This is a genomic window from Novosphingobium aerophilum (assembly GCF_014230305.1).
In the GTDB taxonomy this organism is placed as follows: Bacteria; Pseudomonadota; Alphaproteobacteria; order Sphingomonadales; family Sphingomonadaceae; genus Novosphingobium; species Novosphingobium aerophilum.
On record NZ_JACLAU010000001.1, the window covers coordinates 422,375 to 437,185 of the forward strand.

At 68.5% G+C, this 14,811-nt stretch carries 16 protein-coding genes; 12 read left to right on the forward strand and 4 right to left on the reverse strand.

The window, feature by feature from the left end:
* The first annotated feature begins 60 nt into the window (after positions 1-60).
* From H7F49_RS01895 to H7F49_RS01915, 5 genes are all read left to right on the forward strand, one after another.
* Positions 61-1,560 carry a CoA-acylating methylmalonate-semialdehyde dehydrogenase gene (locus tag H7F49_RS01895; protein ID WP_185681849.1) on the forward strand — a complete coding sequence of 500 codons (1,500 nt, stop codon included), beginning with the start codon at positions 61-63 and terminating at the stop codon, positions 1,558-1,560.
* A gap of 67 nt (positions 1,561-1,627) precedes the next feature.
* Entirely contained in the window at positions 1,628-2,611 is a 984-nt protein-coding gene (locus H7F49_RS01900; RefSeq protein ID WP_185681850.1) for an NAD(P)H-dependent flavin oxidoreductase, read from the forward strand.
* An 83-nt stretch (positions 2,612-2,694) separates the two neighbouring features.
* Entirely contained in the window at positions 2,695-3,141 is a 447-nt protein-coding gene (locus H7F49_RS01905; RefSeq protein ID WP_185681851.1) for a MarR family winged helix-turn-helix transcriptional regulator, read from the forward strand.
* Positions 3,134-4,207, forward strand: a complete 1,074-nt coding sequence (locus tag H7F49_RS01910) for an HlyD family secretion protein (RefSeq protein WP_185681852.1) — start codon at positions 3,134-3,136, stop codon at positions 4,205-4,207. The genes H7F49_RS01905 and H7F49_RS01910 overlap by 8 nt, the downstream gene beginning before the upstream one ends.
* A 4-nt stretch (positions 4,208-4,211) precedes the next feature.
* A complete protein-coding gene (locus tag H7F49_RS01915; protein WP_185681853.1) occupies positions 4,212-5,780 on the forward strand; it encodes a DHA2 family efflux MFS transporter permease subunit in 1,569 nt (522 codons plus the stop codon).
* 17 nt (positions 5,781-5,797) lie between these two features.
* Here H7F49_RS01915 and H7F49_RS01920 read toward each other — a convergent pair whose 3' ends face one another.
* The 4 genes from H7F49_RS01920 to H7F49_RS01935 form a co-directional block, all read right to left on the reverse strand.
* Positions 5,798-6,700 (reverse strand): SMP-30/gluconolactonase/LRE family protein, encoded by a 903-nt coding sequence (locus H7F49_RS01920; RefSeq protein ID WP_185681854.1) that lies wholly within the window; start codon positions 6,698-6,700, stop codon positions 5,798-5,800.
* Entirely contained in the window at positions 6,697-7,497 is an 801-nt protein-coding gene (locus H7F49_RS01925) for an SDR family NAD(P)-dependent oxidoreductase (RefSeq protein WP_185681936.1), read from the reverse strand. Before H7F49_RS01925 ends, H7F49_RS01920 begins: the two co-directional genes overlap by 4 nt.
* A gap of 16 nt (positions 7,498-7,513) precedes the next feature.
* Positions 7,514-8,638 carry a fumarylacetoacetate hydrolase family protein gene (locus H7F49_RS01930; RefSeq protein ID WP_407940281.1) on the reverse strand — a complete coding sequence of 375 codons (1,125 nt, stop codon included), beginning with the start codon at positions 8,636-8,638 and terminating at the stop codon, positions 7,514-7,516.
* Between the two features lie 116 nt (positions 8,639-8,754).
* Positions 8,755-9,372, reverse strand: coding sequence for a TetR/AcrR family transcriptional regulator (locus H7F49_RS01935; protein ID WP_235981524.1), 618 nt, complete (start codon positions 9,370-9,372; stop codon positions 8,755-8,757).
* 134 nt (positions 9,373-9,506) lie between these two features.
* Here H7F49_RS01935 and H7F49_RS01940 point away from each other — a divergent pair, with 134 nt between their 5' ends.
* The 7 genes from H7F49_RS01940 to H7F49_RS01970 are packed head-to-tail and all read left to right on the forward strand — an operon-like array spanning position 9,507 to position 14,786.
* On the forward strand, positions 9,507-10,274 hold the full coding sequence (locus H7F49_RS01940) for an SDR family NAD(P)-dependent oxidoreductase (protein ID WP_185681856.1): 768 nt from the start codon (positions 9,507-9,509) through the stop codon (positions 10,272-10,274).
* Between the two features lie 17 nt (positions 10,275-10,291).
* Positions 10,292-11,044, forward strand: a complete 753-nt coding sequence (locus tag H7F49_RS01945) for an SDR family NAD(P)-dependent oxidoreductase (RefSeq protein WP_185681857.1) — start codon at positions 10,292-10,294, stop codon at positions 11,042-11,044.
* 29 nt (positions 11,045-11,073) lie between these two features.
* Complete coding sequence (locus tag H7F49_RS01950) at positions 11,074-11,904, forward strand: TauD/TfdA dioxygenase family protein (RefSeq protein ID WP_185681858.1); 831 nt, start codon at positions 11,074-11,076, stop codon at positions 11,902-11,904.
* A 30-nt stretch (positions 11,905-11,934) separates the two neighbouring features.
* The gene (locus H7F49_RS01955) at positions 11,935-12,369 is read left to right on the forward strand and encodes an MAPEG family protein (protein WP_185681859.1); all 435 of its coding nucleotides are present in this window, start codon (positions 11,935-11,937) and stop codon (positions 12,367-12,369) included.
* 1 nt (position 12,370) lies between these two features.
* Positions 12,371-13,273, forward strand: coding sequence for an SMP-30/gluconolactonase/LRE family protein (locus H7F49_RS01960; protein ID WP_185681860.1), 903 nt, complete (start codon positions 12,371-12,373; stop codon positions 13,271-13,273).
* 31 nt (positions 13,274-13,304) lie between these two features.
* Positions 13,305-14,174, forward strand: a complete 870-nt coding sequence (locus tag H7F49_RS01965; protein ID WP_185681861.1) for an SDR family NAD(P)-dependent oxidoreductase — start codon at positions 13,305-13,307, stop codon at positions 14,172-14,174.
* A gap of 24 nt (positions 14,175-14,198) precedes the next feature.
* Positions 14,199-14,786, forward strand: coding sequence for a carboxymuconolactone decarboxylase family protein (locus H7F49_RS01970; protein WP_185681862.1), 588 nt, complete (start codon positions 14,199-14,201; stop codon positions 14,784-14,786).
* Positions 14,787-14,811 lie beyond the last annotated feature (25 nt).

The following is a 14,811-nucleotide window of genomic DNA, read 5'->3' on the forward strand; positions in this document are numbered from 1 at the left end:
GCTTGCCCCGTGCGGTACGGCGGTGCAGGGCACGGCAAAACCCTTGCGAGGAGCCCTCTGATGCGTTTCGTCGATCACTTCATCGCCGGCGGCACCGCCGGTCTGCCGAGTGGCCGTCGCGCGGCGGTGATGGACCCCAACAGTGGCGGCCAGCAGGCCGAAGTGGTGCTGGGCGGGCCCGAGGCCCTGGAGCGCGCGGTGGCCGCCGCCCAGGCGGCGCAGCCGGCCTGGGCGGCGACCAACCCGCAGCGCCGCGCCCGCGTGATGTTCGAATTCAAGCGCCTGATCGAGGCGAACATGGACGAACTGGCGCGGATGCTCTCGGCCGAGCACGGCAAGGTCATCGCCGATTCGAAGGGGGACATCCAGCGCGGGCTGGAAGTGGTCGAATTCGTCTGCGGCGTGCCGCACCTGCAGAAGGGCGAATACACCCAGGGCGCAGGCCCGGGAATCGACGTCTATTCGATGCGCCAGCCGATCGGCATCGGGGCCGGGATCACCCCGTTCAACTTCCCGGCGATGATCCCGCTGTGGATGGGCGCGGTGGCCCTTGCCGTGGGCAATGCCTTCATCCTCAAGCCCAGCGAGCGCGACCCCTCGGTGCCCAACCGCATCGCCGAACTGTGGCTCGAGGCCGGCCTGCCCGAAGGCGTGTTCCAGGTCGTCCACGGCGACAAGGAGATGGTCGACGCGATCCTCGATCACCCGGCGATCGGCGCGATCAGCTTCGTCGGATCGTCCGACATCGCGAACTATGTCTACCAGCGCGGGGCGGCGGCCGGGAAGCGCGTCCAGGCCATGGGCGGCGCCAAGAACCATGGCATTGTCATGCCTGACGCCGATCTGGACCAGGTGGTGAACGATCTGTGCGGCGCCGCCTTCGGTTCGGCGGGCGAACGCTGCATGGCGCTGCCGGTGGTGGTCCCGGTGGGCGAGGACACGGCCGAGCGGCTGCGGGCCAAGCTGATCCCGGCGATCCATGCCCTGAAGGTCGGGATCTCGACCGATCCCGAGGCGCAGTACGGCCCGGTCGTCACCGCCCAGCACAAGGCGGCGATCGAACGGTGGATCCAGACCGCCGTCGACGAGGGCTCCGAACTGGTGATCGACGGGCGCGGCTTCACCCTGCAGGGGCACGAGAACGGCTATTTCCTGGGGCCGACGCTGCTCGACCGGGTCACCCCGACGATGCAGAGCTACCACAACGAGATCTTCGGCCCGGTGCTGCAGATCGTCCGCGCGCAGAACTTCGAAGAGGCACTCGCGCTGCCCAGCCAGCACCAGTATGGCAACGGCGTCGCGATCTTCACCCGCAACGGCCACGCCGCGCGCGAATTCGCCGCGCGGGTCCATGTCGGGATGGTCGGGATCAACGTGCCGATCCCGGTGCCGGTGGCCTATCACTCGTTCGGGGGCTGGAAGCGTTCGGGCTTCGGCGACACCGACCAGTACGGCACCGAGGGAATCCGGTTCTGGACCCGGGCCAAGAAGGTCACGGCGCGCTGGCCGGATGGCGGGGCGGACGGATCGAACGCCTTCGTGATCCCGACGATGGGTTGATCACCGGCCCGGACGGGCTGGGTTGTCGGCAGGGACCCGCAGGTCGGGGAAGCGGGAGCAGGGACAGATGGCACTGAAGACCAGAATCACCGAGATGCTCGGGATCGCCCATCCGATCGTCCAGGGCGGCATGCAGGGGGTTGGCACCGCGGACCTGGCCAGCGCCGTGTCCAACGCGGGCGGTCTGGGCATCCTGACGGCGCTGACCCAGCCGAGTCCGGCGGCGCTGCGCGCCGAGATCGAGCGCTGCCGCAGCATGACCGACCGGCCCTTCGGCGTGAACATGACCGTGTTCCCGACGATCAACCCGCCGGATTACCTCGGCTATGCCCAGGCGATCATCGACGGCGGGGTCAAGATCGTCGAGACCGCCGGCACCGCGGCGGTGCGCGAGATCTGGGCCATGCTCAAGCCGCATGGGGTGACGATCCTCCACAAGTGCACCGCGGTGCGCCATGCCCTGTCCGCCGAGAAGGCCGGCTGCGACATCATCTCGATCGACGGCTTCGAATGCGCCGGGCATCCGGGCGAGGATGACATCCCCGGGCTGATCCTGATTCCCGCCGCGGCCGACAAGGTGCGGATTCCGCTCCTCGCCAGCGGCGGTTTCGGCGATGGCCGCGGGCTGGCCGCCGCGCTCGCGCTGGGGGCCGAGGGGATCAACATGGGGACCCGGTTCTGCGCCACCCGCGAGGCGCCGATCCATCCCAACATCAAGCAGGCCTATCTCGACAACGACGAACGGGGCAGCGTGCTGATCTTCCGCAAGCTCCACAACACCGCGCGGGTCGGGCGGAGCGCCGTGTCGGAAGAGGTGGCCCGTCGGCTCGACCAGCCCGGCGCCACCTTCGACGATGTGAAGGACCTGGTCTCGGGCGCCGCTGGGCGGCGGATGCTGGAAACCGGCGACCTGGGCGAAGGAATCTTCTGGGCGGGCATGGTCCAGGGTCTGATCCACGACATCCCGACCTGCCAAGAGCTGGTCAGCCGGATCGTCGCCGAGGCCGAAACGATCATCCGCGGGCGCCTGGCCGGGATGATCGCGGCTTAGGGCCATGCTCCGCGATCGGGCAGATTGCCATCCGGCTCAATAGAGGCTTGCATATAATAATATAGATTAGTATTAGGCGGGGTATGGACAACCTCGCCTTCGCCTTTGCCGACATCGCCCGGCTGATCCGCAAGCGGTTCGATGCCGAGCGACCCGGCGGATTGACCGGCGCGCAGTGGCGCGTGCTGGGCGCCGTGGTCCGCGAACCGGGCCTGAACCAGGGCCAGCTCGCCGAGCGACTCGAGGTCGAACCGATCACGGTCTGCCGGATGATCGACCGGATGCAGCAGCATGGCCTGATCGAACGGCGCAGCGATCCCCAGGACCGGCGCAGCCGCAGGCTCTTCGCCGCGCCTCACGCCGAGCAATTGCTGGCCCAGCTTGTCGAGCCGGGCGAGCAACTGGTGGCCCGCATGACCCGCGGCATGGACCCGGCCGATCATCAGGCCCTGTCCGACCTGATCCGGGTGGTCCGCACCAACCTGCTTGACGACATGCTGTTCGCCCCGGCGGAGATGGTCCATGGCTGAAGCCGATCCCCCGTTGAAGATGCTCGACCAGTTGCAGCACATCGCTGCGCCTGACGGTCGGCGTTCGCGCCGCATCCTGCGCCTGGCCCTGTTCCTCGGGCTGCCGCTGGTCGTGCTGATCGGCGGGCTGGCGTTGTGGTTCGCCGGAGCGGACACGATCTCGACCGACAACGCCTATGTGAAGCAGGACGTGGTCTCGGTCAGCGCCGAGGTGGGCGGACTGATCACCAGCGTGGAGGTCCACGAGAACCAGCTGGTTCAGCCGGGGCAGGTGCTCTTTCGGATCAATCCCGAGCCCTATCGCATTGCCCTGGCCAAGGCCGATGCTGCGCTCGCCGCCGCGCAGGTGCGGGTGAGCCAGCTGCGCACCGATCTGCAGACCAGCGGGGTCAACATCGACGGCAGCCAGGCCGATGTCCGGCTGGCCGAGGCCGAACTGTCGCGTCAGCAGGAGCTGGCCGCGCATGGCTTCACCACCAAGGCCCGGCTCCAGGCCGCCGAGACGGCGCTGGCCAATGCCCGCTGGCATGCCCGCACGGCCGAAGTCCAGTCCGAGAAGGCCCGTGCCGCGCTCGCCAACGGCAGCCAGCTGCCCGGCCAGAACCCCCAGATCGCGCTTGCCACGGCCGAACGGGACAAGGCCGCGCTGGATCTGGCCCGGACAGTGGTGCGTGCGCCCGTCGGAGGGCGGGTCAGCCAGGCCGCGCGGCTGCAGGTGGGCCAGATGATGGTCTCCGCCTTGCCCGCGCTCAGCATCGTGTCCGGCGACCGCAGCTGGGTCGAGGCCAACTTCAAGGAAAACCAGCTGGAGCGGCTGCAACCGGGACAGCCCGCCACGGTGCGCTTCGATGCCTTTTCACACATGGCGCTGAAGGGCCACGTGCAGAGCATCGGGGTTGGCACCGGCTCGGTCTTCTCGGTGCTTCCGGCGCAGAATGCCACGGGCAACTGGGTCAAGGTCACGCAGCGCATCCCGGTGCGGATCGTGCTTGACCAGCCGCCGCCGCGCAATCTGCTCGCCGGCCTCAGCGCCGAGGTCAGCGTCAACCTCGGCCATCGGCGCTAAGCCGATGCGCGGGGGCGCCGACCGTGCGCTGGTCGAGGTGCGCCACAAGACCGTGCTGAGCGCCGCGGTCATGGCCGGGGTGGTCATGCAGGTGCTCGATTCGACCATCGCCAACGTCGCGCTGCCGCACATGCAGGCATCGCTCGGCGCCACGCCCGACAGCATCAGCTGGGTCCTGACCAGCTACATCATCGCCTCGGCCATGGCCACGCCGGTCAGCGGCTGGCTGGCCGACCGGCTGGGCATGCGCCGGCTGTTCCTGCTGAGCGTGGGCCTGTTCGTGGCCGCCTCGGTGATGTGCGGGCTGGCCGGCAGCATCGAGCAGATGGTGGTGTTCCGGGTGATCCAGGGGATCGCCGGGGCCGCGCTCGGGCCGGTCGGGCAGAGCATCATGCTCAACATCAACCGCCCCTCCGACCACCCCAGGGCGATGAGCCTCTATGGCACCAGCACGATGGTCGGCCCGATCGTCGGACCGGTCCTGGGCGGCTGGCTGACCGACAACTTCGACTGGCGCTGGGTCTTCCTGGTCAACCTGCCGGTCGGGCTGGCCTGCCTGGCCGGGCTGTGGTGGCTGATGCCCCGGGTCGAGACCGCGCGCCGCCCCTTCGACTTGACCGGCTGGGCCCTGCTCGCCACGGCGCTGGCCGCGCTGCAATTGCTGCTCGACCGGGGCGAGCATGTCGACTGGTTCGCCTCGGGCGAATGCTGGATCGAGGCCGGGCTCGCCCTGAGCGCGTTCTGGATGTTCTGCGTCCACACCGCGCTGGCCCGGCGACCGCTGTACCCGCCCGCGATGCTGGGCAACCGCAACCTGCTGCTCGGCTGCTTCTTCATGTTCGCCGTCGCCGTGGTCCAGCTCGCCGGCTTCGCACTAATTCCGTCGATGCTCCAGTCCCTGCTCGGCTATCCGGTGCTCACCACCGGCTTCGTGCTGGCCACGCGCGGGCTCGGCGTGCTGTTCTCGATGACCATCGCCGGCCGGCTGGTCCACCGCATCGGCGCCCGCCCGCTGGTCACTCTGGGGCTGATCCTGATGAGCTATTCGCTGTGGCTGACCACGGGCTGGTCGCTCGACATGGACAGCGGCCCGGTGATCGTCAGCGGCATGGTCCAGGGTGTGGCCATGGGCCTGATCTTCCTCCCGCTCACCGTGATGACCTTCTCGACACTGCCGGCCCAGCTCCGCACCGACGGGGCCGGGCTGATGAACCTGTCGCGCAGCACCGGGGGATCGATCGGGATTGCCCTGGCCACGGTGGTCCTCTCACGCAACGCCCAGATCAGCCATGCCGATCTCGCGGCTCACGTGACACCATACAACCTGCCCTTCGATCCGACCCTGCTCGGTGGCTACGGCGACACCGGCGAGGGCCTGCTGCGTCTGGCCGACGGGGCCATCAACCGCCAGGCCGCGATGATCTCCTTCCTCGACGTGTTCCACATGATGTTCATCCTGTCGCTCTTCGCGATCCCGCTGGTCCTGCTGCTGCGCGGCGGCCCCAGCGCTCCGGTCGGCGCGCGTAACCGTCCGGAGGAGGACGACGGCACCCCCCATCTGGTGCTGGACTGACCGGCCCGGGGACGGCGCTAGACCGCGAACCGCGCCGCGGGTTGCGCGACGCCGGGCACGGCGACGGAAAATGCGAACAGGTCCCCCGCCATGGGCTGGGCCGCAAGGGCCGCGGCATCCAGGCCCTTGCGCGCCGTGGTGACGTAGGCGCGGCTGAGATCGGGTCCGCCGAAGGCGAGCTTGGTGACATTGGCGACCGGGAGCGCGACCGTCTCGAGCAAGCGTCCCTCGGGCGAATAGCGCGCCACGGCCCAGCCGTTCCACAAGCCGGTCCACAGACAGCCGGCGGCATCGCAGACCGGGCCATCGGGATAGGCGTCCGGAAAGTCCGTCGCCACGTCGACGAACAGGCGGGCGGGGCCGGGTCGACCGGTCGCATCCAGCTCGGCGACGGCGATGGTCCTGGCGAGGGTGTCGGTATAGTAGATGCGGCGCCCGTCGGGAGAGACCGCCGGTCCGTTGGTGATGCAGATGCCCGCCGGTCCGGCCGGGACGATCGTTCCGCCGTGGGCACGGTAGAAGCGCCCGCTCGATCCGGTCTCGGCATCGTCCATCGAACCGAAATGGACCGCGCCGCCGCTGTCAACGCAGGCATCGTTGAGGCGGTTGCCGTCCGGCTCCCCGGGCACGGCCAGCAGGTGCGTGCTCACCCCGGTCATGGGGTCGAGCCGGTGAAGCCCGTCCGGCAGGCCGGCCAGCACGCCGCCGTCGTCCAGCGGCACGACCCAACCGACCTGGCCCGGCAAGGCATAGCTGCGGTGCTGGCCGCCCGCCGGATCGAACCGGTGGACCTTGTGCTGCTTGATATCGGTGAACCACAGACAGGCGCGCGCCTGGTCCCACACCGGTCCTTCGCCCAGGGTGCAGCCGGCCGCGAGCACGCGCTCGGCCGTGGCGGTCAGCGCGCTGCGGGCGATCATCGCCAGCCTCCATCCACCCAGTATTCGTGCCCGGTGCAGAAGCGCGCGTCGTCCGAGGCCAGAAACAGCACCATGGCCGCCACGTCCACGGGTTCGAGCCGGCCCTTCAGGCACTGCGCCGCGACGATCTCGGCCTCACCCTCGGGGTTGTACCAGCGGCGCTGCCGTTCGGTCTGGATGTTGCCCGGAATGATCGTGTTGACCCGGATGTTGTCGGGTCCGAGCTCACGGGCGAGGCTGCGGGTCAGTCCTTCGACCCCGGCCTTGGCGATCTGGTACAGGGTCAGGTCGCCCAGGCCGAGATGCCACGAGATCGACCCGAGGTTGATGATCGCGCCGCCGCCGTTCGCCTTCATGCCCGGCCAGACCGCCTGGGCCGCGAAGAACTGGTGCTTGAGGTTCACGGCGAGGCGATCGTCCCAGTAAGCCGGGGTTACCTGATCCGGGCTGTGGCGATCATCGCTGGCCGCGTTGTTGACCAGCACATCGCATCCCCCCAGGGTCGCTGCCAGATCCTCCACCGCCAGCGCCAGTCCGGCGGTATCGCAGACGTCCTGCTGGCGAAAGGTCAGGGCATGGCCGGCGGCGGCGAGCCGTTCGACCAAGGCCGCGGCCGGATCAGCCTGGACATCGAGAAAACCCACCCGCGCGCCCTGATCCGCAAAGGCCGTCACGATCGCCTCGCCGATTCCGCTCGCCCCTCCGGTAACGATCACCCGCTTGCCCTTGAGGCTGGGGTAGATCGCCAGCCGACGGCACGAGCGCGGGGCGGTGGCCGGGTCCTCCGCGACCAGCATGGTGGTGGTGCCGCGCTCAGACACGGTCGGCCAGTCCGCGCTCATGGAGATTGCGCATGAAGGCGGCAATCCCGATCGACCAGGGCGGAGCGTCGCGACAGCTCGTCACGGTGTTGACCAGGGTCCCCAGGCGGGCGGACCGGATCGTCACGCGATCGCCCCGCTTGTGGGTAAAGCCGCGGCCGGGCTCATCGCGATCCTGGGTGGGGGCAAACAGGGTGCCGCAGAACAGGACCAGACCGTCGGGGTAGCCGTGTTCGCTCAAGGTCTGGCGGACCAGTTCCAGCGGGTCGCGGCTGATTGCCCGCATCTGGCTGGACCCCTCCATGTGGAAGCCGTCCAGCCCCTCGACCAGCAGATCCACCTCGGCCGAACGGACATCGTCGATCCCGAACCCGGCATCGAACAGCCGGATCAAGGGCCCGATCGCGCAGGAAGCGGTGTTGTCCTTGGCCTTGGACAGCAGCAGGGCCGAGCGCCCTTCGATATCGCGCAAGTTCACGTCGTTGCCGAGTGTGGCGCCCACCACCACGCCGGCCGGATCGACCACCAGCACGATCTCGGGCTCGGGATTGTTCCAACCCGAGTCCGAGCGGACCCCGATCTCGGCGCCGGTGCCGACGGTTGACAGCACGGGGGCCTTGGAGAAGACCTCGGCATCGGGGCCGATCGCCACCTCGAGATAGGCTGACCACATACCTTCGGCGAGGAGCGCCTGCTTGAGCGCAGCGGCGGCGGGGCTGCCGGGTGCGACAGAGCGGATGCCTGCCCCGATCCGTGCCTCGAGCTGCGTGCGCAGCGCCGCCGCCTTGCCGGCATCGCCCAGTGCCCGTTCCTCGATCACGCGCTCAACCGCGCTGTCCGCGAAGGTCACCCCGCAGGCCTTGACGCAGTGCAGATCGATCGGGGACAGCAGGGTCCAGTCATCGGGCAGGCCGGCGCTCACCGGGCCGAGCGTCACTCCGCCAGCCAGAGCGCGACGGGCCAGCGCCCCCGAAACCGAGCTGGCCACTGCGGTGATATCGCGCAGCTCACCGCCGGAAACCATGATCACGTGGGGTCCGTCCGGCGCCTGGGCACGGCCGATGAAGGTACCCCCGGCCTGGTCGGACGGCAGGCATGCCAACAGGTCTTGCGCCATTTCCATCCCCCGACACACCGTCTTGTTAGCGCTAACGTATCGGGATCGCGCAAGGAGATCAAGCGATGCGGTAAGCGCCCCAGGGGTCAGCCCCGGGCACAGGTCGCGAGCCGGCGCTAGGGCCCGGGATCGCGCGCGGCAGCGGTCTCCAGCTCTTCCAGGAAGGCCTCCAGCACGGCGATGGTCCGGGCATGGCCGGCGTCGACCCCCAGCTGGCTTTCCCGCGACAACAGCAGGGCAAGGCTGGTGATGGTCAACGACAGCTCGGCCGGTCCCAGTCGACTGACCTGCGACGCGCGGTCCATCGCCCTGGCCAGCACGGCGGTCTCGATCTCGCGCGAGGCGACAATGAACGCCACAACCTCGCGCTTGAGGCCTTCGATCCGGTTGGCCAGGGCCATGAATTCGACGATCAGCCGGCTATCGGTGGACTTGAGATGGATTTCCCAGAGCGAGCGCAGCGGCCTTTCCCCGGCCGCCGCCACCTGGAGCCGCGCCAGTTCGCGCTCGGCCATGCGACGGAACAGGCTGGTGACCAGATCGTCCATCGTGCGGAAGTAGTAATAGACCAGTCGCTGCTTGACCCCGGTTCGCTCGGCGACATGGCGCGAAGTCAGCGCGGCATGGCCATCCTCGCGCAGGATCGCTTCGGCGCTGTCGAGCATGGCGTGCCAGGTGTCCGACCCTTCCGGGCCCATCCGCCGTTGCTGCGGCTCGCGATCATCCTTGCCCATGCTGCCGTCCCCATGCCCAGCCTGCCCGACCCGCCTAAATGGTTGGCACAGAAACGTAAAGTCCACACCAGTTGACCACCCGAAGACCCCTTGCTAACAAGTTGACGAACAAGAAACGGAGAGGAGTTGACCCGGTGTCAGCTGGGCGCGCCGTGCTGCAGGACAAGGTGGCCATCGTGACCGGAGCGGGGCAGGGGATCGGCGAGGCGATCGCCGTCGCTTTGGCGGGAGCGGGCGCCCGCGTGCTGGTCACTGGCCGAACCCCAGACAAACTCGATCGCGTGGCCGCGCGCATCGCCGCAGATGGCGGAGAGGTCGACACTCTGGTGGCCGAAGCCGGACAGCCGGACCAGTCGGCGGCCACGGTCGACCGCGCCGTGGCGACCTGGGGGCGGGTCGACGTGCTGGTCAACAACGCCCACACCTTCACCGACCACTTGCCGCTCGACGATCCCCGCATGGAGGCGCACTGCAAGATCGACCTGCAGTCCGGCTTCTTCGGCTCGCTGCAGCTGATGCAGGCCTGTTTTCCGCATATGTCCAGGCAGGGTGGGGGATCGATCATCAACTTCGGCTCGGATTTCGGCCTGCGCTGCGAGCCGGGCTTTCTCGCCTATGCCGCCAGCAAGGAAGCGATCCGCGCCCTGACGCGAACGGCCGCGCGGGAATGGGGCCGCCATGGCATCCGGGTCAACACGATCCTGCCGCGGGCCTTGTCTCCGAAGGCCGTGGCCTATCTCGAGGAGACCGGCAGCCATGACTTCGAACTGGCCAAGGTCGCACTGGGCCGCTTTGGCGAGCCCGACGACATTGCCCCCACCGCGCTGTTCCTCGCCAGCGATGCCTCGGCCTTCGTGACCGGGCAGACGATCGGCGTCGAGGGCGGGGTGACGATGTTTTGAGCGAGCGGGGAAACAGGATGGACAAGGCCAGGGTGGCACTCGTGACCGGTGGCGCGGCCGGCATGGGGCGGGCGACCTGCCTGCGCCTGGCGCGTGCCGGGCATGCGATCGGCGTGCTGGACATCGATCTGGCCGGAGCGCGGGCCGTGGCGGATATGATCACCTCCACCGGCGGGCAGGCCCTGGCGGTCGGCGCCGATATTGGCGACCGCGCGCAGATCGAGGCCGCGGTCGCCCAGATCCGCAGCGCTCTCGGCGCGGTGACGATCGTGATCAACAACGCGGCGATGGAGAATTTCTGCGCGATCGAGGCGCTGGACGATGCGACCTGGGACCGGCTGATGGCGGTCAACCTGCGCGGGGCCTACATCGTCACCCAGTGCGCCCTGCCCGACATGCTGGCGGCCGGTTGGGGCCGCGTCATCAACCTGGCGGCATTCGGCGCCCAGATCGGCGCGCCCAACATGGCGCTGTACACGGCGAGCAAGGGCGGGATCATCGCCATGACCCGCTCGCTCGCGATCGAACTTGGTCCGAAGGGGATCACGGTGAATGCCGTGTCGCCCGGGTTCATCGACACCCCGATGGCGCGGCGCGCGATCGATGGGGGCCTGTTCCCGGTGCCCTATGAGCAGATCGTCGCGACTTATCCGATCCCCCGCCTGGGCGATCCGGACGACATCGCCGCCGCCTGCGCCTTCTTTGCCTCGGCCGACGCCGCCTATATCACCGGTCAGGTGCTGGGGGTGAACGGCGGCGCCGCCATGTAACTTGACCGAACCGTGACAAGGTCCACCCCATGAACACCCCGAACGCCGAACGATACGAGGTCCGCCAGATCAAGCCGCTGATCGGCGCCGTGGTCGATAGCGACAAGGCCACCCTGCTGAGCGGTCGCCATTCGGCCGAAATCCGCGGCATGCTGGAGGATCGCGGGGTGATCGTGTTTCCGCAGGTCCACTTCACCGACGAGGAACAGGTGGAATTCACCAAGACCCTGGGCAAATGGGTCCCGGAAATGCACGGCGACGTGTTCAAGATCTCGATGGACAAGACGGTGAACCCCCAGGCCGACTACACCAAGGGTGCCTTTTACTGGCACATCGACGGGACCATGCAGCAGGTCCCGCTGTTCGCCTCGATGCTGACCTGCAAGAAGAAGGCGCCGGTCGGCGGCAACACCGAATTCTGCAACACCTACGCCGCCTGGGACGCCCTGCCCGACGAAGAGAAGGCCCGGCTCGACGGGCTGCGGGTGGTGCACTCCTTCGTCAATGCCCAGCTCTACGTCGAACCCGAGCCGGACCTTGCGCTGTTCGAGCGCTGGCGCGCGCTGGGCACCAACGAATTGCCGCTGGTCTGGACGCACACCTCGGGCCGCAAGTCGCTGGTGCTCGGGTCGACCGCAGACCACATCGTCGGGATGGACCCGATCGAGAGCCGGCATTTGCTGGTGCGACTGCGCGACTGGGCGACGCAGGAGCGCTTCTCGCTCAGCCACACCTGGTCGGTGGGCGATGCGGTGATCTGGGACAACACCGGCACCATGCACCGGGCCATGGCCTATCCGCTCGACTGCGACCGGCAGATGCACCGCACCAAGCTGGAAGGCGAAGAGGCGTTTGCCTGACCGGCAGACTCGGATCGAAAGGGACTGACAATGGGTACGCTCCAAGCTCCTGCCACGATTTTTCTGCCGATGCTGCTGATCGTGGCGCTGACCTTCGTGGCCTTCGTCAAGATGGCGATCGAACGCGCCGCGGCGGTCAAGGGCGGACAGGATCCGGCTTACTACAAGGTCTACCTCGGCGACCCCGAACCCGAAAAGACCCGCGCCGCGGTCCGTCACTGGGACAACCTGTTCGAGCTGCCGACCCTGTTCTACGCAGCCTGCCTGACAGCGTTCGTCCTGGCCGCCGTATCCGGCTGGACCCTGCTGTTCGCGTGGCTGTTCGCCGCCTGCCGGCTGGTCCAGAGCCTGGTCCACATGTCCACCAACAACCCGAACCAGCGTGGCGGGGCCTTCGCCTTGTCGGTGCTGGGGCTGCTGGCGCTCTGGGTGAACCTGGCGCTGACCATCGCCGGGCGGCTGTGACGTGACCGCCGACGCCCGGCTCGACGATTTTGCCGAACTGGCCCGGGGGATCTACCTGGAGGGCCTGGCGATCGACCATGAGCGCGGCCTGGTGTGGTTCTCCGATGTCGTCGGCGGCGGAATCCATGCGGTGCGCAGCGACGGCACGCCGGTGGCCACGCTCAACCCGGACCGGATGTGGACCGGCGGGGTGCTGGTGAACAAGGGCGGGATCGTGCTGTCGTCGGGCCAGGGCGGCATTGCCTGGACCAATCCCGAGACCGGTGCTGCCGGTTGGCTGATCGATCGGATCGATGGGGCACCGATCAACGGGATCAACGAAATGGTCCCCGACGGGCAGGGCGGGCTGTACTTCGGCACGGTCGATCTCGACAGCGTGATCGCGGGCCGGGCGCCGGGACCGACCTGCCTGTACCGTCTCGACCGCGACCGCACCCTGACCCGGATCGCCGACGGGGTGGGCTTCAGCAATGGTCTGATGCTGGATGCGCAGGCCCGCCGGCTGTACTGCAACGACACCTTCCGCGGCACCTGGGCCTTTGACCTCGGGGCCGACGGAGTTCCGGCCGATCGGCGGCTGATCCTGGCGAAGGAGGACGCCGATGGCCTGGCGCTCGATGCGCTGGGCTGTCTGTGGATCACCGGTTTTCGGTCCGGGGTCTTCACCCGCCTGGCGGCCGACGGCACCCGGCTGGCCGACGTGCCGACCCCCGGCGAGGCGATCACCCAGCTGCGCTTCGGCGGCGCCGACGGAAGGGATTGCTATTTCCATGTCGTCCCGATCGACGGCGGTGAGGCCCTGAAGAACGGCACCGAACTGTCCGCCCGCCGCTCCATCCTTTACCACGCCCGATCGACCGTCCCCGGCCGGCCGGTCGCTCCGACCGAATTCCGGCTCGGCTGACCCCGGGCCTGCCCACAGCGAGACCACGATCATGTCAAGCCAGCCACCCGTCGCCATCGTCACCGGAGCCAGCAGAGGAGCCGGGCGCGGCATCGCCATCGCCCTCGGCCAGCACGGCTGCATCGTCTATGTCACCGGGCGTTCGGCCCAGGACGGGGATCACGCCCTGCCCGGCACGATCTATGAGACCGCCGATGCCGTCACCGCAGCCGGTGGCAAGGGCATTGCGGTGCGCTGTGATCATGCCGACGATGCCCAGGCCCAGGCCCTGGTCGACCAGGTTCTCGCCGAGCAGGGACGCATCGACATCCTCGTCAACAATGCGGCGGCGGTGCACGATGAGCTGTCGCTGCCCGGCAACTTCTGGGAGAAGCCGCTCAAGCTGGCCGACATGATCGATGTCGGGGTGCGCAGCTCCTACGTGGCAAGCTGGCTCGTCGCCCCGACCATGGTCAGGCAGAACAGCGGCCTGATCGTCTTCACCTCGGCCTCCGGGGCCGCCCATTACTCGATGGGGCCGGCCTATGGCGCCCATAAGGCCGGGGTCGACAAGCTGGCCTTCGACATGGCGGTCGATTTTCGTGCGGCAGGCAGCCGGGTGACCACGCTGTCGCTCTGGATGGGAGCCCTGGCGACGGACCGGCTGAAGGGGATCATCGCCGCCAATCCGGCCAAGTTCGGCTATCTTCTCGACCAGATCGAGACCCCCGAATTCACCGGCCACGTGATCTGGGCCCTGTTCAACGATCCGGCGCTGACCGAACGATCGGGACAAACCCTGATCGGGGCCGAGGTCGCGCGCGCGTTCGGGATCACCGACGCGGACGGACGGGTGCCGCCCTCTTACCGCGATACCCACAAGGTCGTGCCGCTGCAGTACTACCCCAACGTGGTCCGCTGAACCGGACCGGACGGAACCCCAGCCATGCCCGACACAGCTCCGCGCATCGCCCCCTTGCCGCCGGAAGAGTGGACCGACGAAGCCCGCGCGGTCTTTGCCTATTGGGAGGGTGAGGAGGGCCGGGCCAACGGGTCTCGCCTCAACACCATGCTGACCTTCGGGCGGCACCCGGCCCTGGCCCTCGCCACGCTGGACCTGGGGCGCTACTTCATGCTGCAGTCTGGCCTCTCCGCGCGACAGGTCAAGCTGGTGGTGATGCGGGTCGCGCATCGCTATCAGGCGACCTACCAGTGGACGCACAACGTGCTCGGCGCGCGACAGATCGGGATCAGCGACGCCGAAATCGCGGCGATCCAGGTCGGCCCGGCCGATCCGGCATGGTCCCGCGCCGACCGCGCGCTGCTTCAGGCGGTGGACGAGGTCAACCACGGCGGGCAGATCCGTGACGCCACCTGGACCGAGCTCACCGCGCTGTTCGATGAACGCCTGATCATGGACCTGGTCCATGCCGCCGGCTACTTCGCCATGGTCGCCTGGGGACAGGTCGCCATGGGGGTCGCGCTGGAACCGGACGTGGCGGCGGTATCGCGCAACCGCGCCCGGGACACCTGAGCGGCCACACCGCGTCAGCAGCCCC